The organism is Gimesia alba (assembly GCF_007744675.1).
GTDB lineage: Bacteria > Planctomycetota > Planctomycetia > Planctomycetales > Planctomycetaceae > Gimesia > Gimesia alba.
On the sequence record NZ_CP036269.1, the window covers coordinates 712,722 to 736,515 of the forward strand.

The 23,794-nt window shown below is 49.6% G+C and carries 20 protein-coding genes; 11 read left to right on the top strand and 9 right to left on the bottom strand.

Annotation, left to right across the window (positions count from 1 at the left end):
* Nucleotides 1–82 precede the first annotated feature (82 nt).
* From pstB to Pan241w_RS02705, 4 genes are all read left to right on the top strand, one after another.
* Nucleotides 83–973 carry a phosphate ABC transporter ATP-binding protein PstB gene (pstB, locus tag Pan241w_RS02690; protein WP_198000288.1) on the top strand — a complete coding sequence of 297 codons (891 nt, stop codon included), beginning with the start codon at nucleotides 83–85 and terminating at the stop codon, nucleotides 971–973.
* Nucleotides 974–977: 4 nt separating this feature from the next.
* Complete coding sequence (gene phoU, locus Pan241w_RS02695; protein WP_145210593.1) at nucleotides 978–1,649, top strand: phosphate signaling complex protein PhoU; 672 nt, start codon at nucleotides 978–980, stop codon at nucleotides 1,647–1,649.
* Between the two features lie 32 nt (nucleotides 1,650–1,681).
* Nucleotides 1,682–2,395 carry a response regulator gene (locus Pan241w_RS02700; RefSeq protein ID WP_145210596.1) on the top strand — a complete coding sequence of 238 codons (714 nt, stop codon included), beginning with the start codon at nucleotides 1,682–1,684 and terminating at the stop codon, nucleotides 2,393–2,395.
* A gap of 389 nt (nucleotides 2,396–2,784) precedes the next feature.
* Entirely contained in the window at nucleotides 2,785–3,078 is a 294-nt protein-coding gene (locus Pan241w_RS02705; RefSeq protein ID WP_145210599.1) for a (2Fe-2S)-binding protein, read from the top strand.
* A gap of 7 nt (nucleotides 3,079–3,085) precedes the next feature.
* Here Pan241w_RS02705 and bfr read toward each other — a convergent pair whose 3' ends face one another.
* The 3 genes from bfr to Pan241w_RS02720 all read right to left on the bottom strand — a co-directional run bounded on the left by bfr (nucleotide 3,086) and on the right by Pan241w_RS02720 (nucleotide 5,146).
* Nucleotides 3,086–3,556: a bacterioferritin gene (bfr, locus tag Pan241w_RS02710; protein WP_145210602.1), complete on the bottom strand. Its 471-nt coding sequence runs from the start codon at nucleotides 3,554–3,556 to the stop codon at nucleotides 3,086–3,088.
* 232 nt (nucleotides 3,557–3,788) lie between these two features.
* A complete protein-coding gene (locus Pan241w_RS02715) occupies nucleotides 3,789–4,523 on the bottom strand; it encodes a 3-keto-disaccharide hydrolase (protein WP_145223161.1) in 735 nt (244 codons plus the stop codon).
* 386 nt (nucleotides 4,524–4,909) lie between these two features.
* The gene (locus Pan241w_RS02720; RefSeq protein ID WP_145210605.1) at nucleotides 4,910–5,146 is read right to left on the bottom strand and encodes a hypothetical protein; all 237 of its coding nucleotides are present in this window, start codon (nucleotides 5,144–5,146) and stop codon (nucleotides 4,910–4,912) included.
* Nucleotides 5,147–5,804: 658 nt separating this feature from the next.
* Between Pan241w_RS02720 and Pan241w_RS02725 the strand changes: the two genes are divergently transcribed.
* Complete coding sequence (locus Pan241w_RS02725; protein ID WP_002649150.1) at nucleotides 5,805–6,002, top strand: cold-shock protein; 198 nt, start codon at nucleotides 5,805–5,807, stop codon at nucleotides 6,000–6,002.
* A 10-nt stretch (nucleotides 6,003–6,012) separates the two neighbouring features.
* On the opposite strand, the gene Pan241w_RS02730 is transcribed toward Pan241w_RS02725, so the two are convergent.
* Entirely contained in the window at nucleotides 6,013–6,885 is an 873-nt protein-coding gene (locus tag Pan241w_RS02730) for a fumarylacetoacetate hydrolase family protein (RefSeq protein ID WP_145210608.1), read from the bottom strand.
* A 297-nt stretch (nucleotides 6,886–7,182) separates the two neighbouring features.
* Between Pan241w_RS02730 and purM the strand changes: the two genes are divergently transcribed.
* From purM to Pan241w_RS02745, 3 genes are all read left to right on the top strand, one after another.
* The gene (gene purM / locus Pan241w_RS02735; RefSeq protein WP_145210611.1) at nucleotides 7,183–8,259 is read left to right on the top strand and encodes a phosphoribosylformylglycinamidine cyclo-ligase; all 1,077 of its coding nucleotides are present in this window, start codon (nucleotides 7,183–7,185) and stop codon (nucleotides 8,257–8,259) included.
* Between the two features lie 459 nt (nucleotides 8,260–8,718).
* The gene (locus Pan241w_RS02740) at nucleotides 8,719–9,237 is read left to right on the top strand and encodes a PAS domain-containing protein (RefSeq protein WP_145210615.1); all 519 of its coding nucleotides are present in this window, start codon (nucleotides 8,719–8,721) and stop codon (nucleotides 9,235–9,237) included.
* 67 nt (nucleotides 9,238–9,304) lie between these two features.
* Nucleotides 9,305–10,549: a methyl-accepting chemotaxis protein gene (locus Pan241w_RS02745; RefSeq protein WP_145210618.1), complete on the top strand. Its 1,245-nt coding sequence runs from the start codon at nucleotides 9,305–9,307 to the stop codon at nucleotides 10,547–10,549.
* Between the two features lie 8 nt (nucleotides 10,550–10,557).
* Here Pan241w_RS02745 and Pan241w_RS02750 read toward each other — a convergent pair whose 3' ends face one another.
* From Pan241w_RS02750 to Pan241w_RS02760, 3 genes are all read right to left on the bottom strand, one after another.
* Nucleotides 10,558–11,787 carry an acyltransferase family protein gene (locus tag Pan241w_RS02750; protein WP_145210621.1) on the bottom strand — a complete coding sequence of 410 codons (1,230 nt, stop codon included), beginning with the start codon at nucleotides 11,785–11,787 and terminating at the stop codon, nucleotides 10,558–10,560.
* Nucleotides 11,788–11,904: 117 nt separating this feature from the next.
* The gene (locus Pan241w_RS02755; protein ID WP_145210624.1) at nucleotides 11,905–12,255 is read right to left on the bottom strand and encodes a hypothetical protein; all 351 of its coding nucleotides are present in this window, start codon (nucleotides 12,253–12,255) and stop codon (nucleotides 11,905–11,907) included.
* A gap of 129 nt (nucleotides 12,256–12,384) precedes the next feature.
* Entirely contained in the window at nucleotides 12,385–13,545 is a 1,161-nt protein-coding gene (locus tag Pan241w_RS02760) for a XylR family transcriptional regulator (RefSeq protein ID WP_145210627.1), read from the bottom strand.
* A gap of 267 nt (nucleotides 13,546–13,812) precedes the next feature.
* On the opposite strand from Pan241w_RS02760, the gene Pan241w_RS02765 reads away from it, so the two are divergent.
* Nucleotides 13,813–14,928: a Gfo/Idh/MocA family protein gene (locus tag Pan241w_RS02765; protein ID WP_145210629.1), complete on the top strand. Its 1,116-nt coding sequence runs from the start codon at nucleotides 13,813–13,815 to the stop codon at nucleotides 14,926–14,928.
* Between the two features lie 76 nt (nucleotides 14,929–15,004).
* Nucleotides 15,005–20,230 (top strand): PVC-type heme-binding CxxCH protein, encoded by a 5,226-nt coding sequence (locus Pan241w_RS02770; protein ID WP_145210632.1) that lies wholly within the window; start codon nucleotides 15,005–15,007, stop codon nucleotides 20,228–20,230.
* 19 nt (nucleotides 20,231–20,249) lie between these two features.
* On the opposite strand, the gene Pan241w_RS02775 is transcribed toward Pan241w_RS02770, so the two are convergent.
* Nucleotides 20,250–20,756 carry a DinB family protein gene (locus Pan241w_RS02775; RefSeq protein ID WP_145210635.1) on the bottom strand — a complete coding sequence of 169 codons (507 nt, stop codon included), beginning with the start codon at nucleotides 20,754–20,756 and terminating at the stop codon, nucleotides 20,250–20,252.
* Nucleotides 20,757–20,767: 11 nt separating this feature from the next.
* Nucleotides 20,768–21,604 (bottom strand): sugar phosphate isomerase/epimerase family protein, encoded by an 837-nt coding sequence (locus Pan241w_RS02780; protein ID WP_145210639.1) that lies wholly within the window; start codon nucleotides 21,602–21,604, stop codon nucleotides 20,768–20,770.
* Nucleotides 21,605–21,752: 148 nt separating this feature from the next.
* Here Pan241w_RS02780 and Pan241w_RS02785 point away from each other — a divergent pair, with 148 nt between their 5' ends.
* The gene (locus tag Pan241w_RS02785; protein WP_145210642.1) at nucleotides 21,753–23,513 is read left to right on the top strand and encodes a tetratricopeptide repeat protein; all 1,761 of its coding nucleotides are present in this window, start codon (nucleotides 21,753–21,755) and stop codon (nucleotides 23,511–23,513) included.
* Nucleotides 23,514–23,794: the final 281 nt, after the last annotated feature.

Here is a 23,794-nt window from a genome sequence, read left to right on the forward strand (position 1 = left end):
AGCAGCAGCAGAAAAACGAAAAATAGACACAGAGATTTGATAAAAAGTAACTATAATTGGACTCAGCAAGGATTTTCAATCCATGGCTTCTACACCCTCGGTTAAAAAAAATATGCAACCATCCGATAAGGCGACTTCCGATTATTCAAAAGCTCCACTCGTTCGTCCTTCGATTCCCGATGGTAAGAGCATGCGGACTGCAGATGAATTAGCGCAGGCGACTGAGAAAATCAGCGTGCGAGATTTGTCCTTTTATTATTCGGAGAATCGGGCTTTAACCGACATATCGCTTTCGATACCGGAATGTTGTGTGACTGCGTTTATTGGTCCGTCTGGTTGTGGTAAGTCGACGTTTCTGCGTTGTCTGAACCGGATGAATGATATGATCGAAGGGACTCGGGTCGAGGGTAAAATTCTACTGGAAGGCCAGGATATTTACTCTTCCCGGACAGACATTGTCACTTTGCGAAAACGGATTGGGATGGTGTTCCAGAAGTCAACGCCGTTTCCTAAATCGATTTTTGATAATGTCGCTTTTGGTCCCAAGATTGCCGGCATCCGTAAGAAAAAAGTGTTGTATGAGATTGTTGAACAATCGCTGCAAAGGTCGGCTTTGTGGGATGAAGTCAAGGATCGGTTGAGTGAGTCGGCTTTGAATTTATCCGGCGGTCAGCAGCAGCGGCTGTGTATTGCCCGTGCGCTCGCCAATGATCCCGATATTTTGCTGATGGATGAGCCGGCGTCTGCTTTGGACCCCGCTTCTACGGCCCGCATTGAAGATTTAATTTTTGAACTTAAAGAACAGTATACCATTGTCATTGTGACACATAACATGCAGCAGGCGGCACGCGTGTCGGATCAGGCTGCGTTTTTCTATCAGGGTTTGCTGGTGGAGTCAGGGGCGACGGAAGAGCTCTTTACGAATCCCAAGAAGCAGCAGACCGAGGACTATATCACCGGCAGGTTTGGGTAAGACAATGACGAAACACTTACAGCGCGATATGGAATCGCTTGAAAGAGAAATTATCACCCAGTCTTCACTGGTGGAAGAGATGATTTCCAAAGCCAGCCGTGCACTGTATGAGGTGCAGGTTGATCTTGCGAACGAAGTCATTGAAAAAGAACGTGCTATCAATGAAAGCGAAGTCAAAATTGAAGAAGACTGCCTGAAGATTCTGGCGCTACATCAGCCAGTGGCTGTCGATTTGCGTGAAACGGCGACGGTGCTGAAGATCAACAACGATCTGGAACGTATCGCTGATCTGGCAGTGAATATCGCAGAGCGGACAATCGGGTTGTCCCATTACCCCAATTTTCGCATTCCTTCCTCGTTGGAACCCATGACCAAAGTGACGGTTTCCATGCTTCGTGATGCGATTGATGCTTTCGTCGATTTTGATACTGATAAAGCGCGTGATGTCTGTAAGCGGGATGATATTGTCGACGGATATAATCGTGAGATTATCAACGAGATTTATCTGTTGATGCAAACCGATGCAGAATTGATAAAGCCGGCACTACATTTCTTTTCTTCAGCGCGTCACATTGAACGTATTGCCGACCATACGACCAATATTGCGGAAGATGTGATTTATCTGACGGAAGGCGAAATTGTTCGTCATCGTCATAAAGAAACATTTTCTACCTGATTTGTTTTGTTTAAGTGGTGTAAGAAAAAGATATGTCAAAGAAACGCATTCTTGTGATTGAAGATGATCGTTCTCTCTCTGAAGTTCTCGCATACAATCTGCGACAGGAGAAATACGATGCGGTTGTTGCCTTGGATGGGATGGATGGGCTGCGACAGGCACAACTCAAAACTCCGGATCTGATTATTCTGGATTTGATGCTTCCGCAAATGGATGGACTGGAAGTGTGTCGTAGACTTCGGTCTGATCCTGTGACCAGCAACGTGCTGATTCTGATGCTGACGGCAAAGTCAGAAGAGACGGATCAGGTGGTCGGGTTTACGCTAGGGGCGGATGATTATGTAACGAAGCCGTTTAGCGTGAAAATTCTCCTGGAACGAATTAAGGCCTTGCTCAGACGCCGTGAGAGCAACGGAGAAGCCACAGACACGATTGTCAGCCAGGGAGTGATGATCGACCGCAGACGGCATCGTGTGATGATTGATGATGTGCCGATTTCACTGACGCGGAGTGAGTTCGAATTACTCGAAGCACTGGTCAGGCAGCCGGGCCGCGTGTTTTCTCGTGCCGAGCTGATTGATGCTGCTCTGGGGGATGATGCACTGGTCCTGGAACGGACGATTGATGTACATATTCGGGCATTGCGTCAGAAGCTGGATAAGCACTCCGAGTTGATCGAGACCGTGCGGGGTGTCGGATATCGGTTTCGTGATCCCGATACGGCATTTAAGAAGCAGACGACATGAGTGGCTGCACGCCTTCCAGAGTGTCTCAGGCCTGCCTTTCGGCGGGCCTGTTTTCGTATCTGGGGCAGGGTCTGGTGCTTTGCAGGTGTTTGCCTCGTGGACAGCACGAATTTGATATTGGGTGTGTATGAATGTGCGCTGTTTTGGTCGGGTTAATCCTGACGAGGTGAAAAATCTTTTTTCAGACTAGTTGACAGTTCTGCGAATACCGATATACTAGTTCTAGTTGAGACTGAGTCTCATACTCGACTTGCCGTGAGGTCAAACCTGAAACCAGGGTTAAAGCGTTTCCTGCCTGTGGAACCCTGTGAAAATTACCACGCGATACACTCTGAATAAAAAAGCGTCTTGTCACATTGGATGCAACAGACGCTTGGGTATAACGAGATATGTCAACTGTTACTGAGAGCAAGTTAGAGCACGCTGCCGCAGTTCAGACAACTGAGGTTGCTCCGCGTCGCCGTTTTCTCTGTCACTGTTTGAAGGTGACACCGGAAGAAGTGCAACAGTGCATTACCGAATCCAGTGCAGAGTCGGTACATGAAGTAACGCGTGGCTGCGGTGCGGGAAAAGGTTGCACCGCTTGCCACTGTCGCATTAAAGACTTGCTGGCTGGATTGTGCGATGATTGCGGTCAATCCAAGCGGCGTTGTCTCTGTGCCGCTGCCGTTTCACTTGGTTAAACGGAACCTATTCCCGGATCTGCTCAGCGAGATAATTCTGGATTCCGACCTGGGTGATCAGTTCGAGCTGTGATTCACACCAGTCGATGCTTTCTTCCGATTCTACGACCATCTGGTCCATCAATTCCCGGCTACCGGCGTCTTTTTCCTGATGGCAGAGTTCGATTGCTCCATTATAGGTGGCGACCCCTTTGGTCTCCAGGGCGAGGCTGTTACGGATTTGCTCTTCTGCGGTTTTTCCGACTTGAATCACATCATAACGGGCAATTTCCGGGACGCCATCCAGGTAGAGGATCCGGTCAATGACTTGCTCTGCATGTTTCATTTCTTCAATGGATTCATCGTAGAAATGCTTGGCCAGTTTGTCGAAGCCCCAGTCTTTGCACATCTTTGATGAGATGAAATACAGGTTGATTGCCGTCAGTTCGATAGTGAGCCCATCGTTCAAGGCATCGATGATTTTCTGGCTACCCTTCATTTGGTTTTGCTTTCTTTCGTAGTTGCTTAGTACTGCCGACGATTAGTCGAGTCGGACAAAGATCAATTTCAGTCTGAGATACTACAGGTAGTATTCGTAAATCGAAGGATTTGTTCCAGACTGAAACTGATCAAAATCGCCTATTTTCCTGTATTGAAACAAGATCTCTCCCGTTCCAGAGCCCAGGCGTCCGTTCTTTGAAACCGATTCTCAATAGCAATAGCAGACCTGATTAAGGTGCCAGTTTCATGAGCTCTACTTTGCGAAATTCGATGGGATGGCTTTCGGACTGGAGGGAGATGGTTCCTTTGTCCAACATGATCGGCGCTCCTTTTTCGATGAGCTGCTTGGCGTCCGCATCCTGATCATCCAGTTGTGGTTTCGTATATGAGAGTACGGTTTCCCCGTCGATGATATGTTTGATGACTTTGTTTCCGCGTACTTCGACTTCGACGGTGACCCACTGGTCGCCATGATAGGTTTTGGAACTGGAGTTGATGCAGTGTGGCTTAAACAGTTTTCCGTCCATCACCACATGCGTGCCCGGAGTACACAAGTTTGCTGTGGGGCGTTTTCCAGTGCCTTTACCTCCCAGTAACTGGACTTCAATGGAAACGGGAAACTTCTGATCTTTTGACATGCTTTCGGGGCTTTGTCCATGAACCATGATTCCGCTGTTGCGAAATGCCCAGCCGGGACCTCCCTTTGATTGTTCTCCTGTGAAGCGATATTCAACACGGATGATGTAATCTGAAAACGAGTCTTTGTAAAACAGGTGTCCGAATTTTTCGGCGAACTCATCATATTGATCGTAGTCGACTTTCAAGAGACCATCTTCCACGCGAAACGTGTTGCCGAAGTTGTCTCCTGCATCGTAGCCGCGAATTTTGACGGTCCAGTCATCAAGATCTTTCCCGTTGAACAAGGGAATCCATTTGCCTTGGGGTTTGGTTTTTTCTGCGGACATTGCATCCTGCAGGCAGAGATTCAGAAACAGACACGAACAAAGTACCAGGGCAGATGCTGATTTCACAAAAGTGTTCCTTTGACATTGAAGTATGAACCGGGGAGTACCAGGACTCACGATGATTCTTTGCAGGAGAAAGTAATGGCACAGAAGCTGAAAGGAAGTTAGATCCTCTCAAAAGAAAGTGAGTCCATTATAATTCGTCGTGCAGGAAATAGCACGGTTTTATTAAGTGATCTTTACCGAATTGGGGTGTGACATCTGTAGGGTGGTGCGCAATTCGGCGCTGGTGGTTTGTGCTGGCTCAATTGAGTGTTTGTTGACTCAAATAAAAAACGCCCGTTTTTAAGAACGGGCGTTTTCAATTCAGTTTGCTACCAGGCAGCTTATTCAGCTTTTTTTGCTGGCTCTTCGCCACCTTCTGGTACTTCTGCGCCGGCGTCACCGGTTGATGATCCTGCTTCAGCGGGTGCATCTGCAGCAGGGGCATCGCCTGCAGGGATATCAGTCGCAGCGGGTTTTTCTGGAGCGTTTGAAGCAGGGCTGCCGCAACCTACCGTCCAGGCTGAAAGACTGACAGTCAGAAGCAGGGCGCAGAGCCGGCTTAATTTTGTGAAAGACATTGTGTTGTCCCTTCCGAATCGTTGTTGTAAAAAAATGAGTCACTTGTTTCCTGTACTTCGACAGGAATCTAAGAGCATTAAAAAATGCAGGAGGGTAGATTTCAAGCGACATGCCCGTTTTAAAGTCATAATTCAGTTTGAAATCGTCAGAAGTGAAGAGGTTTTCCACTTTGGAGAGTGATAATACTGCATTTGTGAAGGCGCTTGTATCAGTCGCGTAGACTGGAGTGAATGCGGCCAGGTGTTCTGTTCAGGGGGAAAAAGTGGTTTTGGTGGGGTGCCAAAAAATGTGGTCAAGGTCAAGATTAAATTTAGAGAAACCCGGTATTTATGGGAGAATGTGCCGAAAAGCGTTTTTTAGAATTCTCAAAATTTTTATGAGAAACTTTGATATAACAGTTTGCTAATTCAATAAGTGTTTGTCACACTTATCTCAGGTTAAGGGAATCAAGTCGATTTAGAAACCTGTTTGTGGTGGCTGTTGACTTTCTTTTTTACCTATAATTATTTCTTTATTTTTGCGTTATAATACGCTGTGCGTATTTTTTTCAGAGTGTCACCATTTTAGGGCCAAGTTGCTTATCATGGTGATCAGTTACAGAGTGACAATAGACTCCGTTTTATTGTCGAGCGACTTTTAAGTTAGAGGATGGGCTTTATGGCCACTGGAACAATCAAAAAAATTACTGAAAAAGGGTTTGGCTTCATCAACGATGGTCAACAGGATATCTTTTTTCATCTCTCATCACTGGATGGCGTCACATTCGATCAACTGGTTGAAGGTCAAACTGTAGAGTTTGAAACCGAGAAGAGTGATCGAGGCCTGCGTGCAGTTCGAGTTACTACTTCCGAGTAGACAACACATTTCAATTCCACGCTTCTACGGAATTTTGTAATTTTCCCAGCCCCTGTATCTCAACGATGGCTTGGTCTCCAGGCTTAAGATAGACAGGTGGTTTGCGGGCCATTCCAACTCCGGGAGGTGTACCGGTAAAGATGATGTCGCCTGGTTCGAGTGTCATAAACTGAGACACGAACTGGATTACCTCTTCGATGGTAAAGATGAATTTATCGGTATTGGAATTCTGCAATACCTCTCCGTTCAAAGTCAATTTGATGGGTAGGTTGTTGGCGTCATTAATTTCATCTGCCGTTACCAGGTAAGGGCCAGTCGGAGCGAACGTGTCCGCTGTTTTTCCTAACAGCCACTGTCCGCCCGGTCGGCCTATTTGCCAGTCGCGTGCCGAAACATCGTGGCCGTTCATGTAGCCGGCGATGTATTGGGGAGCGTCTGCCTGGCTGACGTTGCGGCAGGTCTTACCGATGACCGCCACCAACTCTGCTTCATAATCAACTTCTTTGGCAATAGCCGGGATGCGGATCGGATGCTCTGGTCCGGTGACTGCGCTGGAGAACTTGCTGAAACAGACGGGTTCATCCGGAAAAGGCATTCCTGTCTCTTCTGCATGATCCCGATAGTTTAAGCCTATGCAGAGCACTTTTCCTGGTTGGGGAATTGGTGCCAACAGAGTCCCTGTAATCTGTTGGTCTGCCTCTTCAGCCTGCGCGGCGGCTTTTCTGGCTCGCTCCAGTCCATTTTCCAGACTGAGAATGCCTTTGAGCGATCGCGGCAGGCTCTCGTCAAAGGAACGTAGATCAAAAAATGTCAGTTCGTTTGCCTGGTCAACAACCGAGACAACTGTGGTGCCTTGTTCTGTTTGCAACGTTGCTAACTTCATGCAGGGTTTCTCCTCAGCGCGGATATGAGTGTAAAACATAAACAAGCATCTATTGAATTGCAGGAATCTTATGCTGCAGTTCGCCGTGGATGTAGTGAACGTCAGGATCATATCTGCGAGTTTTAAGAAGAATCTGTGTTTGCGCGGGTTTTCCCATTCGGGCTCTCAAATAACCAAGACGTTTGATTTTCTTATGAACCGGGGAATGTTATGCTGTGCAAAGTTAGCCGCCTTTGCTGAATCGAGGCGCGCGATCGAACAATTCCTGGTTCAATTCTTTCATATTCGGATGACCTCATGACTAAAGCGACTTATAAAGATGCCGGCGTTGATCTGGATCTCTATCAGAAAGCGATGTCTTCTATTCATCCCTTAGTAGCAAAAACGCATGCTGCTCAGAAATCGCGTGTGATGGATTTGCCGGGAGGTTTTGCCGGACTGTTTCGATTGAATAATCCGGGATCAGGAGCAGCCGCCCGGAATTATGAAGATCCAGTCATGGTTTCCGGAACTGATGGTGTCGGAACCAAGATCAAGGTGGCAATTGAAGCGGAAACCTATAATACGATCGGCATCGACCTGGTTGCGATGTGTGTGAACGATTGCCTGTGTCTGGGAGCGGAACCGCTGTTCTTTCTGGATTACATCGCGCTGGGCAAAGATGATCCAGAACGACTGGTCGAATTGATGGAGGGCGTCAGTAAAGGCTGTGTGCTCTCCAAAGCTGCTTTGCTGGGAGGAGAGACTGCCATCATGCCCGATTTATATGGCGATGGCGACTTTGACATGGCCGGGTTTTGCGTCGGTGTGGTCGAGCGGAATCAGATCCTGGATGGCCATGCGATTCAGGCCGGCGATGTTGTGCTGGGGCTGGAGTCGAGCGGTTTTCATTCGAATGGTTACAGCCTGATTCGTAAGGTCGTCTTTGAAATGGCGGGTCTGGGAATTGATGACCCGATCGAAGAACTGAACCAGCGGACTGTGGGAAGTCTGTTATTAGAGCCGACCCGCATCTATGCCGGCGCGATCGAGACGATTTACCAAAATTATCCTGATCAAATTGTCTTCAGTGGCCTGGCCCATATCACCGGTGGAGGGCTGGTTGAGAACGTCGAACGAATTCTACCGCCGAATCGACGCATCGAGATGAAGAAGTCATCTTGGGAAGTGCCTAGTGCCTTCAAGTGGTTACAAACCCTGGGCAACATTGATGAGGATGAAATGTTCCGCGTCTTCAATATGGGAATCGGGATGGTTGCCATCGTGCGAGCAGAACAGGCAAAGGAAGTCCAGGAGAAACTGCAATCCATCCAGTGCCCCGCACACGTGCTGGGCAAAGTGACTGAGGGCGATAAAGAAGTGACTCTGGTTTGAAAGTCGTTTTTTTCACCGTGTTGCAGTTCTGTCCCGCTGTTGTTTCCATAAGCCAGGTTGATCTGCCTGCGCTTTAGCATCGAGGGCTGGTTTCTGGTTTCTTGCGATCAGGGAGGTTTTTCTCTGTAAGGTGATCGCTTTGACGTTTGCTGAAATCTCCAATATTTTCTGGTGCGCTGAATCGCAAAAACGGGTGGCGGTAAATGGTCTGGGTGTGTTCACGTTTGTATCGTTCTTTTGGGTTTTAGGGGCGATTCAATTCACCTGAAACGACAATTGGCAGATTTTTTGCGCTCAAATGACGCTAAGCATTTTCTTTTGTAATCACCGGGCATGGTTTGGTTCGAAAACTATTAAGTGATATCGATATCTAAATATCTGTACTAATGCGCCTTTTGAGCTGTTGCTCCCCGTTTTGGCTCATCGAATGCGATTTTTGAAATGCAGGAAAAGAATCAAATGGAACGCCCCGCTCCAACCGGTTTTGAGAGAACTTTTGACGATGACGACATCATTGTCAGTAAAACGGATTTGAAGGGCCTGATTACCTACGCGAATCACACTTTTATTGAGGTGGCTGGTTACACCGAAGCAGAGTTGCTGGGAAAGCCTCACAATTTGATACGGCATCCGGATATGCCGCGTTGCGTGTTCAAATTGCTTTGGGACACCATTGAATCGGGAAATGAGATTTTCGCGTACGTCATAAATCTTTGCAAAAACGGCGATCATTACTGGGTGCTGGCACATGTGACACCCAGCTTTGACTACACCGGGAAAATCATTGGATATCATTCCAGCCGACGAGTTCCCGATCGGACGGCTGTCTCTAAAGTAGAAGCGCTTTATCAATCCCTCAAACGCATTGAAGATTCCAGCTCTGACTGGCGGATTGGAATGCAGCAGGCAACGGATGCTCTGGTTTCCCAATTGGAAGAAGCGGGGATTCAATACGACGAATATGTGTTTGCCCTCTAGGAGACTTAGAACGCGTTTATCAATTTATCAAACCGAAACTTTCAGTTTGAAATAACAAAGGTGACAGATGTTAGAACTGGAAACAGCGAAAACGAATGCCGCAGACAGCAAGCCAGAGGAATCAATCTCTGCAGAGGAACGCATTGAGCTGGAGCGTTATCGGCACTGGATCAAGAAATTAGCAGATGTCTGTGAAGCTGCTGCGCAGGGAGATCTGGAAGCACGGCTATTGCATATTGATATTGATGGTGACATGGAGCGGGCGATTCGTTCTGTGAATAGTCTTTTGGATTACACCGATGCATTTGTGAGAGAGTCGAAAGCATCGCTGACGGCCGCTGCCAACGGTAAGTTTTATCGCAAGGTACTGTTGAAAGGGATGCGGGGAAGTTTCAAACAGGCTTCTGAGGTGATTAATACTGCCGGTGAGAAAATGAAGCATCAGGCAGAAGAGATCGAAGAGGCTGCAAGCAAGCGTCTGGAAATGGCGGATGATTTTGAAAAACAAGTCCAGGGGATTTCCACAATTGTTTCTGCAGCAGCCACACAACTGCATGCCACGGTGCAATCGCTGACAGCGGTGACGGAAAGAGCCAACCAGGAAACGTCTGATTCTGTCGAGTTTGTGAATCAAACCAGCCAGAACGTGGATGTGGTAGCAGAATCCACGGTTCAGTTGAATCAGTCGATTCAACAAATTGACTCCCGCGTGAAAGAGTCGACGGAAGTTGTTCAGCAAGCGGTCAATGAAAGCGAGCATGCCAAAGAATTTATGTCCGGGTTGGTGGAAGCGACCAACGACATCGGTTCGGTTGCGAAAATGATTGCCGACATCGCCAAGCAGACAAATCTGCTGGCTTTGAACGCCACAATTGAAGCTGCCCGTGCCGGTGAGGCGGGAGCCGGTTTTGCTGTGGTTGCGTCTGAGGTGAAAAATCTGGCGCAGGATACTGCGAAAGCCACGAATCAGATTACGGACCAGATTCGTATCATTCAAGGTGTGGTGAATGACGCTGTTTCGAACATTTCCACTGTGAGCAATACGATTCGCAAAGTGGATGAAATCAGTGAATCGATTTCCACATCGATTTCAGAGCAAAGCGAGTCGATCGCGACCATTCACCAGAACGTTGAAGACGCAGCTGAGAAGACAGTACAAACGAAGGAAAGTATCCAGCGGGTTGCTGCGACGGCCGAAGAAACAAGTCACTCGACTCGCGATCTGTTAGATGCAGCAAACGATATTTCCCAGCAGTCCGAAAGCTTGAACAGCGCAGTCAATCAGTTCCTGTCGACGATTCGTTCGAGCTAAGAATGGGGTCACAGCTTCAAGTGAATGTTGTTCTTTTCCAGATGGCGAACCAGCAGCCAGGTGATCCAGAAGAACAGAATGAAGCTGCCCCAGGCGTACCAGGCGGGGGAATCTTTTGTCGCAAAGGGTTTGACGGATTCCATCACGAGGTCGTGTAGAATGTAAGCGACCAGCGCATTTGTTCCCAAGGTTCGAAACAGCGGCAGATGCCAGTTGCCTCGATCACAGGCCAGATGGAACAGCAGATAAACAAACAGAGACAGGCCCCCAGAAAAGACCAGGTAGGATAGGGTGCCTGCCCGCTGGCTCATCATCCAGTAGTTCCACTGTCGCTGCTCCTGTTCCGGAGGTTTGACGAATGGCGGTTCTGCCAGATACGCCGTGAATGGCTCTCCCTGTTTGGCTTTGATTTGCGCTTCATCCGGAATGACAGGGTGGGCGGCGAGTTTGTGTGTTTGTATCGCCGGATTGGTCCGATCTGCGACAGGAACATCATAAAAGCGTGTGCCGCACGAAATGCCCCAGCCCAGCAGCATCAATACTGCCGACCAGAACAGGAACGGTTTGATGCGCGGCAAGCCTTCTGCTTCCACGATCCAGTCGCAGGCGAGGGTGCCAATGATGGCGGGAATACTCCAGGTCAGAAAACCGAGTGGTCCGCCATCTATGCCATTCGGCGGGGAATTGACCCACGTGAAGTAAAAGTAATAAGACAGCACCACATGTGCGGCCGCTGAGAAAATCATGTATGCGATCCGCACTGACGCCCGCGCGCGGATGACTGGTACGATCCAGAGTGAAGTGACCGCGATGTGCATCAGCGTTTGAAACCAGTTCCGTTTGAGTGGCCCTGCGATGGCATCCCACGCGCCGATGGACTGGAGTTCGCTCCATGTTTTGGCGATCGGAGAAACGCGGTAGATGATTAAAGAGACGAGCACCAGTCCCAGTAATCGTCGCACCACGCGCATGTATGCTGAGACAGCGCCTTCGGTTTGAATCCGTCGCCCGAACGTCAGCCGAAAGGCAAAGCCGACCGCGAACATAAAGTGCGGCATGATTGTGTCGGCATAACTGCAGTAGGTGTTGTGATGCTTGAGTACAACCGGGCAGACGACAAAAAAGCCCATGTAATTGACAAGAAACATACCAGCGACTGTGTAGCCGCGAAACTGGTCCAGAGAGACGATGCGTTTCCTGATCTTCTCAGCTGGTGCAGGGGAAGCGGTGTCAGTCATGTTGTTCCGTCGATTTGTAGAAATTAGGTAAAAAGCGAAGAGGGCTGGTATTAATATCTACTAATATACGGTTTGCTGGAAGAATTGAAACAGGGGTGTTCTGAATTTGCTGATCAATCAACAGATATTAATGTCAAGAACTTCTGTGAGAAAGATAAACCAGATTACGAGCCATAGAATAAAATTTGCGCCTGCCTGGATGATCGAACTGATCAGCCCCAGAATCAGATTAGTGATTTTGTTCTCGAATATATTCAGATAAAAGTTTCCAACCAATAACAGGGCTGCCCCCGCGAACATAATGAGCCAAACCGGTCCCATAATCAGTAAATCCATCCCATGTGGTTCGATTTTCAAGACCTGTTTCGCGAGATAGGCCAGTAGCATGACCAGAAACTCTCCGCCCCAGAACACACTGTAAGCCAGGAGCAGGTAGCGTTTACAACGAGGATCTTGGGATTGAATCATTGGTATTGGCCTCTCATCTGAATGCCGGAAATTGTGGATCTGCGAACCGGTTGTGAAACCGGCTCTTCTATTCAGGCGAGAGAACGGGGAAAAAATCACGCGGTGATGCGGGGTTTTCAAGAATTCTGTTCAGCGAGTCTGTTTCTGCTTGCGGCGGAATGAGCCGGGGGTGGTTCCGGTCTGTTTTTTAAACGCGACGTTTAGATACTCGGGATGGCGAAATCCGGTGCGTTCTGCGATTGCGGTTAAAGAGAGATCGGTCTCTTCGAGTAGCTGTTTGACACGGTCGAGACGAATTCGCATGATTTCTTCATGAGGCGAGCGGCCGATGAATTTTTGAAAGCGGCTTTCCAGGACGCGGCGGGAGAGGGGAACGTGTTTGAGTACGTTCTGCACATTGATGCCATCACAGGCATGCTGTCGGATAAAGCGAACGGCTTCGGAAATGAATTTGTCATCAATGGCCTGGATGTCGGTGGATTGACGGGTTTCGATGCCCAGCGGTTTGATGAGATGGGCTTCTGAAGAGACGGTCTGGCCGGCGATCATTCGATCCAACAGGGCGGCTGCTTCGTAACCGGTGAGCCGTGTATTGGGTATGACACTGGAGAGAGGAGGCTCGGAAAGATTGCAGAGAATCTCGTCGTTATCGACGCCGATGATAGCGACTTCTTCGGGCACAGAAACATTGATGGTACGACAGACATCAAGTAATTGTTGTGCTTTGATATCATAACAGGCCATGATGCCGACTGGTTTGGGGAGCTGACGAATCCATTCCGAGAGTCGCCGTTGTTCCTGCTCCCAGGGGATCGTTTTTTTGCGCCCCTTTGCTTGAGGGTAGATCTGACAGGTGTAGCCTGCTGCTTTGATGCAGGATTGAAAATGGTCTTCGCGCCAGCGGGACCAGTTAAATCGATCGTCGCCACAAAAGGCGTAATGCTGGAAACCACGTTCGATTAAGTGTTGCGCCGCCAGGGTGGCAATCGCACGGTCATCGGTTTCGACCCAGGGAAGAGACGGCGCGAGACGGGCGGCACTCACATCCACGGCGGGTACGCCACAGTTGACGACCGCTTCGGCGATTTTTTCATTTTCAATGCGGGCGATAATTCCGTCACCATTCCAGCTGTTGAGCCAGTTGACGGGCACGGACCCTCTGCCATGCTCGGGCAGATAAATCGACCAGGGATGATGTTCGTGGATATAGGACATCACGCCGCGTAATAACCCCCGTGCGTAGGAATTCGAGGATTCAATCAATAGTGCGATCGAGGGGCGTTGTTTCATGGTCGGCAGTAGAATGTTCAGCGTTTTGTTGACGTAAATGTAATATTCTTAAAGGGATGGGGTAACACGTAACTGGAAGAGATGCCGTTTCTGCCTGTATTTAGCTAGGAAAGGGCGAATTCCGGTTCGGTGAAATACCTCAATTTATTATGCGCAAGTTTACATGGTACTTGATTTGAGACGTTTTACAATAAATATACTTTGATCCATCGGTGAATTTGGGATCGCAACAAACAACAGGGATCTATGCAGCGTAGAAGGAAAGTCATGACTGAGAAAAAAATCAATGTCGCGCTTGTCGGGCTCGGTTTCGGGGCAGAATTCATTCCCATTTACCAGGCACATCCCAACGCCAATATGTATGCCATCTGTCAGCGGTCCGAGGAGCATCTGAATCAAATTGGCGATACATTTAATATTGAGAAACGTTATACGTCTTATGATGAATTGCTGGCTGATCCGGATGTGGATGCCGTCCATATCAATACGCCGATTCCCGATCACGCGCCTCAGTCGATCAAAGCCTTGAAAGCAGGCAAGCATGTTGCCTGTACGGTGCCGATGGCGACGACGGTGGAAGAGTGCGAGCAGATCGTGAATACGGTCAAAGAGACCGGCTTGAAATACATGATGATGGAGACGGTGGTTTATAGCCGCGAGTTTTTATTCATCAAAGAGATGTACGACAAAGGGGAACTCGGCAAGATTCAGTACATGCAGGCCAGTCACCCGCAGGACATGGAAGGTTGGCCGGAATACTGGGAACGGATGATTCCCATGCACTACGCGACACATGTGGTGAGCCCCGTGTTAGGGATGGTCAATGGTCGTGCCGAGTATGTCAGTTGTTTCGGTTCCGGCACGGTGAACGACGACATTGCCGAGAAGTCGGGCAACAAGTTTGCTGTGGAAACCTGTCATATCAAAATCAAAGATTCTGATATCGCAGCTCACATCTGGCGGTTCCTGTTTGACACAGCACGACAGTACCGGGAATCGGTCGACGTGTATGGCACGAAAAAGTCATTTGAGTGGCCTTTAATCGAAGGGGAAAACCCGGTTCTGCATACCGCCAAGAAGCCGGAGCCCGAAATTCCGGAGCGTGTGGAAGTGCCCGACTATGCTCATTTATTGCCGCCGGAAATTCAGAAATTTACGCGGGCGATCCATGATGCTGACCATCTTTCCTTCTTACAGGGAGCCGGTCACGGGGGTTCGCATCCACATCTGGTGAATGCGTTTCTGAAGTCACTGGTAGAAGACATTGATCCCTGGCCAAACGCTCCATTGTCTGCTAACTGGACCAGCGTCGGCATTCTGGCACATGAATCTGCGGTGGCGGGCGGTGAACTGAAAAAACTGCCTGAGTTTACGCTGGAATAAGCGGCGTCTTGATATACGAAGTTCTTTCACTTGATCTGATCGACCCAATTCAAACAAATTACCGAGGGGAATGGTTATGGCTCGTTACTCCCTGTTATTGATGCTGCTGATATCGGCAGCGCCTCTTTGTGCTGCTGAAGATTATACCGTTCATCAGTTTGACCGGATGCAACTGGGAACCAAGTTCTATTCCGAGGGCGCCACCTTCGGCGATTTAAACAACGATGGTCATCAGGATGTGATCGCGGGGCCCTACTGGTATGCAGGACCCAAATTCGAAACGAAGCACGAATTCTATCCGGTCAAAGAATGGAATGTGAATGGATATTCCGATAACTTTTTCGCGTACGTGCATGATATCAATAAGGACAACTGGAAGGATATCGTGATTATTGGTTTTCCCGGCAAGGCGGCATTCTGGTATGCGAATCCTCAGGGCAAACCGGGGCACTGGAAGAAGCATCTGGCCCATTCGGTGGTCGATAATGAGTCCCCCACTTATACCGATCTGACAGGAGACGGCGAACCGGAGCTGGTGTTTCACACGGCTGGTCAGCTGGGATACGCGGGGCCGGGGAAAGATCCAACGAAGCCCTGGCAGTTTTATCCCATTTCTCCCAACCTGAAGTACGGTCGCTTTACACACGGTTTCGGTGTAGGTGATGTGAACGGCGATGGAAGGGCCGACATCCTTGAAAAAAATGGCTGGTGGGAACAACCGGCGGATCTCAAGAAGCCGGGCTTCTGGGTTAAGCATCCTTTCAAATTCACCGGAGCCGGCGGCGCCCAGATGTATGCCTACGATGTGGACGGGGACGGCGATCAGGATGTGATCTCCAGCAAAGCGGCCCACGCGTATGGACTCTCCTGGTTTGAGAATCAGAAGCAGGATGATGAAATCACGTTTGTTGAACATGTCATTATGGGGAGCCGTCCTGAAGAGAATAAATATGGCGTCGTGTTTTCTCAGCTGCACGCCGTTGATCTGATCGATATGGACGGCGACGGCATTAAAGATATCGTGACCGGAAAACGCTTCTGGGCGCATCAGGGACATGATCCCGGTGCAAAAGATCCGTCTGTCAATTACTGGTTTAAAATTGTCCGTAACAAAGACAGTGTTGATTTTCTCCCTTTTCTCATCAATGACAAATCGGGCGTGGGAACGCAAGTGGTTGCCGGTGATGTCACGGGAGATAAACTGCCCGATCTAGTGGTCGGAAATAAATCAGGCACCTATCTGCTGGTCCATAAGAAGCAGAAAGTTGACAAGGAAACCTGGGAGAAGGCTCAGCCTAAAAAGTATGTGCCTCCGAAGGTCTCCTTGAAGAATGAATTGAAGCCGGGTGAGTTTTTCGCGACGAATTCCAAAGGTAAGCGTGTGAATGTGGATTTCGAGCTGGGCAACCTGAATGACTGGATTGCCGATGGGATTGCATTTCAGGGGCAACCTGCCAAAGGGGATACGGTGCATGCCCGCCGAAGTGATATGCGGAGTAATCACCAGGGGCAGTTCTGGGTCGGAACATATGAATTCCTGGAAGACAAGCCGACGGGAACGTTGACGTCGGCTTCGATCAAAGTGAATCATCCCTTTGCTTCCTTTTATGTGGGTGGCGGGGCGCACGATTCCACGCGTGTTGAAATTGTGGACCATGCAACGAATAAGGTGATTACGAAAGCCAGCGGTCGAAACAATGAGCAGATGCATCAGGTACTGGTCGATCTTTCCAAGTATCAGGGGAAGGAAATTTTCATTCGTCTGGTCGATCAACATCGGGGTGGTTGGGGGCATATCAACTTCGACCATTTTCGTTTTCACGACAAGAAACCAGCGCGCTTAACCGTTGCCAACAGTGGTGCGCCTCCCAAGACGCATACGCAGAAATACGATGGTCTGCTCGGACCAAAAGCCGCCGAAGTGATGACGGTACCGGAAGGGTTTTCAGTCAATCTGATTGCCGCCGAGCCCGATGTGCAGCAGCCGATCGCGATGACCATTGATGACCGCGGGCGTCTGTGGGTGGCGGAGTCCTATGCGTATCCGAGTAAGCAGCCGGAGGGAAAAGGCAAAGACCGGATTCTGATTTTTGAAGACAAAGACGCCGACGGCAAATTTGAGACGCGGAAAATTTTTAAAGACAAATTGAATCTGGTTAGCGGTCTGGAAGTCGGCTTTGGTGGTGTCTGGGTCGGTCAGGCGCCGTATCTGTTATTTATTCCCGATAAAAACGGCGATGACAAGCCGGATGCCGAGCCACAGGTTTTACTGGATGGCTGGCACTATGAAGATACGCACGAGACATTGAATTCCTTTATCTGGGGCCCTGATGGTTGGCTCTATGGTTGTCACGGCGTGTTTACTCATTCCCGGGTCGGCAAGCCGGGGACTCCTGATGATCAGCGGCAGCCGATCAACGCCGGGATCTGGCGGTATCATCCCACGCGTCACGTGTTCGAAGTTTTTGCACACGGAACGAGTAATCCCTGGGGCGTGGACTTTAATGATCAAGGGCAATGCTTTCTGACCTGTTGTGTGATTCCACACCTGTTTCACATCGTGCAGAATGCCCGCTACCGCCGACAGGCAGGGCAGCACTTCAACCCTTACACCTACGAGGATATCAAAACCATTGCCAAGCACCGGCACTGGACCGGCGGCCAATGGAACCAGTCTGACCGCGTGGCTTCCGATCTGGTCGGTGGTGGGCACGCCCATGCGGGCGCCATGATTTATCTCGGTGGCAGCTGGCCGGAAAAATATCGCAATCAGTTATTCATGAATAATATTCACGGTGCCCGATTGAATCAGGATGTTTTGGCACGTAAGGGATCGGGCTACGAAGGTGATTTTGCTCCCGATTTTCTGTTGGCGAATGACCGTTCGTCACAAATTCTCTACCTGCGGTATGGTCCTGACGGGCAGGTGTATTTTATTGACTGGTACGATACGAATCAGTGTCATCATCGTGAATTTCAAAAACATGACCGTTCGAATGGTCGGATTTTCCGGGTGGCTTACAAAAATGCGAAACCCGTGAAAGTGGATCTGAAGAAACTTTCCAGTGAGGAACTGGTTAAGCTGCAGTTGCACGAGAACGACTGGTATGTCCGACAGTCGCGTCGCATTCTACAGGAACGGGGTGCGGACCCGGAAGTTCACGCACAATTGGCCGAGATGGCATTCAACAATGATGATGTGACCCGCCGGTTGCGTGCATTGTGGACGTTACATGTGACGGGTGGCCTCTCAGAACAGAAAGTTCTGCAGGCGCTGAAAGATCCGAGTGAATTTATGCGAGGCTGGGCGATTCAGCTGGCACTCGAAACCGGGACTCCTTCCAGTGCGATTCTGTCACAGTTAGCAGAACTGGCGGTGAAAGATCCTTCTCCTGTTGTGCGACTGTATCTGGGATCGGCTGCGAATCGATTACCTCTAGATCAGCGGTGGGATATTCTGTCGGGGCTGGTCAGCCATGCGGAAGATCAGAGCGACCACAATCTGCCACTGCTGTACTGGTATGCGATTGAACCTCTGGCGCCCCATAATATGCAGCGGTCATTTGAGCTGGCAAAAAATTCCCGGATTCCGTTGATTGAATCTTATACATTGCGGCGGATTGCCGATATCGGGACAGAAGAGGCAGTTGCATTTCTGGTTCAACAACTGGGAGAGGCAAAGACGGCCGACCGCCAGAAAGTCTTCCTGGATTCGATCAACAATGCTCTGCGTGGACGTCGCAAATTCCCGATGCCTGAACCGTGGACTGCGGTCGGGAAGAAATTGATTAATAGTCAAGATCCTCTGGTGCGATCACGGTCATTATCATTGGCCGTGACTTTTGGCGATCCAGCGGCGATGCAACGCTTACGCGAAATTGTAGTGGACCCCAAGAGTGATCTGGCAGGCCGGAAGGCGGCTTTGGCTTCTTTGCTGGGAGCGCAAGACCCTCAACTGGTCCCGATTTTAATTAGTCTTTTGGATGAAAAGAACCTACGCCGCGAAGCGCTAAGGGGCCTGGCCGGTTATGCAGATGCAAGAACAGCGCCTGCGATTCTGAAACGCTATTCGCAGTTCGATTTGAACGAAAAGCGAGATGCACTCAATACGCTCGCCAGTCGATCCGATTATGCCCATCAGCTCGTGGCGGCTGTGGAAGCGAAAGAGATTGCATCCAAAGATCTGTCTGCGGAAATTATTCGTCAGCTAGGTAACCTCAAAGATAAAAGTCTGAACGAAAAAATTGGCAAGGTCTGGGGCATTGTGCGCGAGACAGCGGCAGATAAGAAGAAACTGATCGCCAGCTATAAAAGTATGCTTTCCCGGCCGCGTCCGACACCGGATCTACATCTGGGACGGGCCGTATTCGCGAAGACCTGTCAGCAGTGTCATAAACTGTTTGGGACCGGCGAATCGATTGGTCCGGAATTGACCGGCTCCAACCGGGCCAACCTGGACTATTTACTGTCGAATGTGATTGATCCGAGTGCCGTGATGGCGAAGGATTATCAACCGGTGGTGATTTTGACGGAGTCCGGACGAATTGTAACCGGCATCATTAAGAAACAGGATAAAAACGCGGTGGCAGTTGCGACGGCCAATGAAACGGTGATTATTCCCCGTGATGAAATCGATGAGATGAGCCTGAGCGATAAATCAATGATGCCCGATAATTTGTGGAAGCAGTTGAATCGGGATGAAGTGCGATCTCTGGTGGCTTATCTGGCCAGCTCCAAGCAGGTTCCGATGAAAGCGACGAAAGAGAACCTGAAACTGTTCTTCAACGGTCAGAATCTGACAGGCTGGACAGGGAACAGCAAACTCTGGTCCGTGGAGAATGGCGAGATTGTAGGCCGTTCGCCGGGGATCAAGCGGAATGAGTTTCTGGTGAGTGATCTGCGCGTCGGCGATTTTGAGTTGAAAGCCAAAGTTAAACTCACGCCCAATGCGGGCAACAGTGGAATTCAGTTCCGCAGCAGTCTGGAATCGGGCGGTCACGTCAAAGGGTATCAGGCGGACGTCGGCAAAGGCTGGTGGGGTAAGCTGTACGAAGAACATGGTCGCGGCCTGTTGTTTGAAAAATCAGGCGAAGAACATGTGAAAGAAGGCGAATGGAACGAGTATCGGATTGTCGCCGTCGGCCCACGGATTCGTACCTATATCAATGGAAAGCTTTGTACCGACCTGAATGATCCGCAAGGGGCGAAAGCGGGAATCATCGCATTCCAGATTCATTCGGGCGGCCCGATGGAAGTACGATTTAAAGATCTGGAATTAGAACTGGGGCCGATTGCCGATTAAGGAACAGGCAGGCTGGGTCTCAGGGATTTTGAGGGGACCAGCCTGTCGATTTCCACTTGGTATCGACATTGATGCGCCGCAGATAGGCACTAAGTTGTCCTGCGTGATGCTGCACGTGCCGTAGATTGTAGATGTGCAATTCTCCCCACGTGAGTTGGGCCAGCCAGTCAAAACCGGCTGGCTGTTTAAGAGACGCTTCACTCTCTGCGGCGATTGTCTCACGCATTTTCTGAAGACAGACCTGCAGATAGTCAGAAACGAGATCCTGTGTGATGGGGTGATCCGCTTTCGGTTTAAACCAGTTATCGTTGAACTCGTTGTGAAACTCTCTCAGCTGAAAACTGTCGTTGTCGGGAGAGAGGTACAGGTCTACGTAACAGAGCGTATGGTAGGCAACGTGTCCGAATTCCATATTGGCTATGCGATTTTCCCAGCGATCAGGCGGGCAACTCTGAATGCATTCATTCAACATACTGAGCGCCGCTTCAAATTGTCCTGTCACGATGGTCTTAACGTATTCCAGCACGGAACCATTCCTTATTCAAAGAAACCGCATTCCCTCAGGTATAGCACGCTCTGTTTCACACGGTTGTGATGTTCTTCCAGCGTGAGTTCGGGTTCCCCTTCAATGCCTTCGATCTCCAGGCTGTAAGGGCCTTCAAATTTGTGGTCTTCCAGAATGTAACGGACTTTGAGAAAGTCGACGCCCCCCGCTTCGCCGAGGGTTGTGAAATTCCAGTCTTTGTATTTGCAGTAGGAATCTTTCAAATGCACGTGTTTCACATAGTGGACCACTTCATGCAGCGATTCCAGAACGTTGGCGTGTTTGTTGTAATAGTTGATGTTGCCGGTATCAAAGTTGAGCCTTAAGTGGGGATGATCCAGGTCCTGCATCGTACGTAACATGCCGGCCGCATTCACACAAATTCCCGGATGGGTTTCGAAGCAGTAAGTGATGCCTTTTGCGAACGCATAATCTCCGATCTCACGTAAATTTTTGTAGAGATCCTCTCTCTGTGATTCCTGCTCAATTTCTCCGGCGCCGCCCACGACCAGTTTGACTCCCAGCAGATGTGCCAGGTCGAGCTTCTGTTTTGTGATTGAGACAATCTCGGGTTCGAGTGGATTTCCACTGGTAATGTTACAGCTGGAAAGTTTGACGCTATGTTTTTCCAGGAGGCTTTTCACTTGCTCCACGTCGTCAGCTGTGGACGCATTGGTAAGCAGGGGTGTTTCTTTAAAGAACGAAGGAACACCATGGTTTTTGATATTCAGTTCCAAGTGGGACAGCCCGGCATCACGGATGTGCTCTATTGCAGCGATGGGACCAAAGCGACCATAGGAGTTTGTCAAACAGGAGACAAGGGCGGCCATGCGTTTTACTTTCTCTAACAAGGAACATCAAACAGTTATTGCAGTACTGCTACTAGAATGTTACTTTGACCCAGCATTAAATTCAAAGCCACTTGGCCAAAGTCCCTGATCCGGGCTGCCTAAATAGAGGTAGGGAAGAGGTTTTCTCATGGTTGAGATCCAGGAACAACTGAAAACGGCATTATCGCACCACCAATCGGGGGAGCTGGATCAGGCAGAAACGATCTACCAAAGTGTGTTGAAATCAGACGGCCAAAACTGGGAAGCCATGTACTATCTGGGCACGCTGCAATTGCAGCGCGGGGATCTGGATCAGAGCATCACCAATTTTCTCAAAGTCACTCAGTTACAGCCCGAGTTGCCAGACGTACACAATAATTTAGGCGTTGCTTACCATGCTGCCGGCAAGTGGCAGGAGTCGGGCCAGTCGTTTGAGCAGGCACTGCGGATCAATCCTCATTATGAGCGTGCTTATTTCAACCTGGGTTCATTATTAGAGAGCCGCGGTTTATTCACCGAAGCGGTCAAGTGCTATCGAAAATCGTATGACTTAAACAGAGAGAACCTGGAAACGTATCAGAAGGTCGCCGACGTGCTCAAGTTGGCAGGAGACTGGGCAGAGGCGGCAGCAATCTATCGAGAATTGTTGGAAAAAGTCCCCGAGGATTTTAATCTGGCGATGAAACTGGCTTACGTGCTGGTATTGCAACGCCAGTATCGCGACGCGATTCAATTATATGAGTCGATGTTAGAGACGCATCCGGAACATTATCAGATCCTGGTGAGTCTGAGCTATGCGTATGAATCGATGGGAAATATCGAAGCTGCCATTCAGTCTGCCGAACGCTCGATTCAAGCGGCGCCGGTCCAGCCCGAAGGATATAACAATCTGGGGAATGCGCTCAAATTGAAGCATGATGTTGAAGGAGCCTGCGAAAATTTCAAGAAAGCGCTCAGCCTGCGTCCCGACTTTGCGATGGCGGAGTTCAATCTGGCGACAACCTATATGTTGAATGGGGATCTGGCAGCTGGCTGGCGGGGCTATGAACGACGAGCCGATATTGGACCGGCACCACGCATTGTATTTTCGGGACCACGCTGGCAGGGAGAGCCCTTAGCCGGAAAAACGATTTTTCTCTGGTGCGAACAGGGATTTGGAGACACGTTTTTGTTTGTGCGGTTTGCGATGGAATTGAAGCGAAAGGGAGCCGCGAAGGTGCTGTTGCTCTGTCAGACCGAGCTTGCGGCGCTGCTGCGATCGATTCCCGAGATCGACCAGATTCTGATTGAGGGAGATGAAATTCCCGAGCATGACTATCAGTCGGCGTTATTGAGCGTTCCCCTTTTTCTGGAAACCACTCAGGAAACGATTCCCGTCGATGTGCCCTTTGTTGTGCCCCCCGTTGAGCGGCAGCAGTCTTGGCATGATTTCCTGTCTGGTTATGCGGGCAAGAAGATTGGTTTGAACTGGAGCGGCAATCTCAATTTTCCCAAGGATGAGTTTCGCTCGATACCATTAGAGACGTTTTTGCCTTTAGGTGAACTTCCGGGCGTACAACTTGTCAGCCTGCAGCAGGTCAATGGACTGGACCAGATTGAGGCTCTACAGGCATCCTGGAACCTGTTGCAGCCCGGGGCAGAGTACGGGGCCGAAACTGGTAACTTTACCGAGGTCGCTGCTTTGATTCAAAATCTGGATCTTGTGATTACCAGTGATACGGCGGTGGCGCATCTGGCTGGTTGTTTAGGTGTTCCAGTTTGGATTCTGGTCTCTCAGCTGCCTGAATGGCGGTGGCTGCTCGACCGAACAGACAGTCCCTGGTATCCGACGGCCCGCCTGTTTCGGCAGACACAACTGGGAGAATGGGAGCCTGTGATTGCAGAAGTGAAAGCAGCTTTGGAAGCATGAGTTCCCGGTCTGTGAGCCTGCGATTCTGCCGGAATCTGAAAAGGAGGACTAAACCTCTGCTTCTGTTCAGCAAGTTCTCGGTGTCTATCTAAGACGTTATCTGACCTGAGATTTCGTGTTCGCAATTTTTCCGGAATTGTGACGAGAGGCAATCGGTTATTCCGTTTGGGGTGATTATTGCTGAAGTCAGACAGATCGTCCAGGAATCATATCACATCGAAATTTGACGATGAATTCTTTTGAGGGTAAATTAAAGTTATCTCTCTCCCTGAAACTCCCCA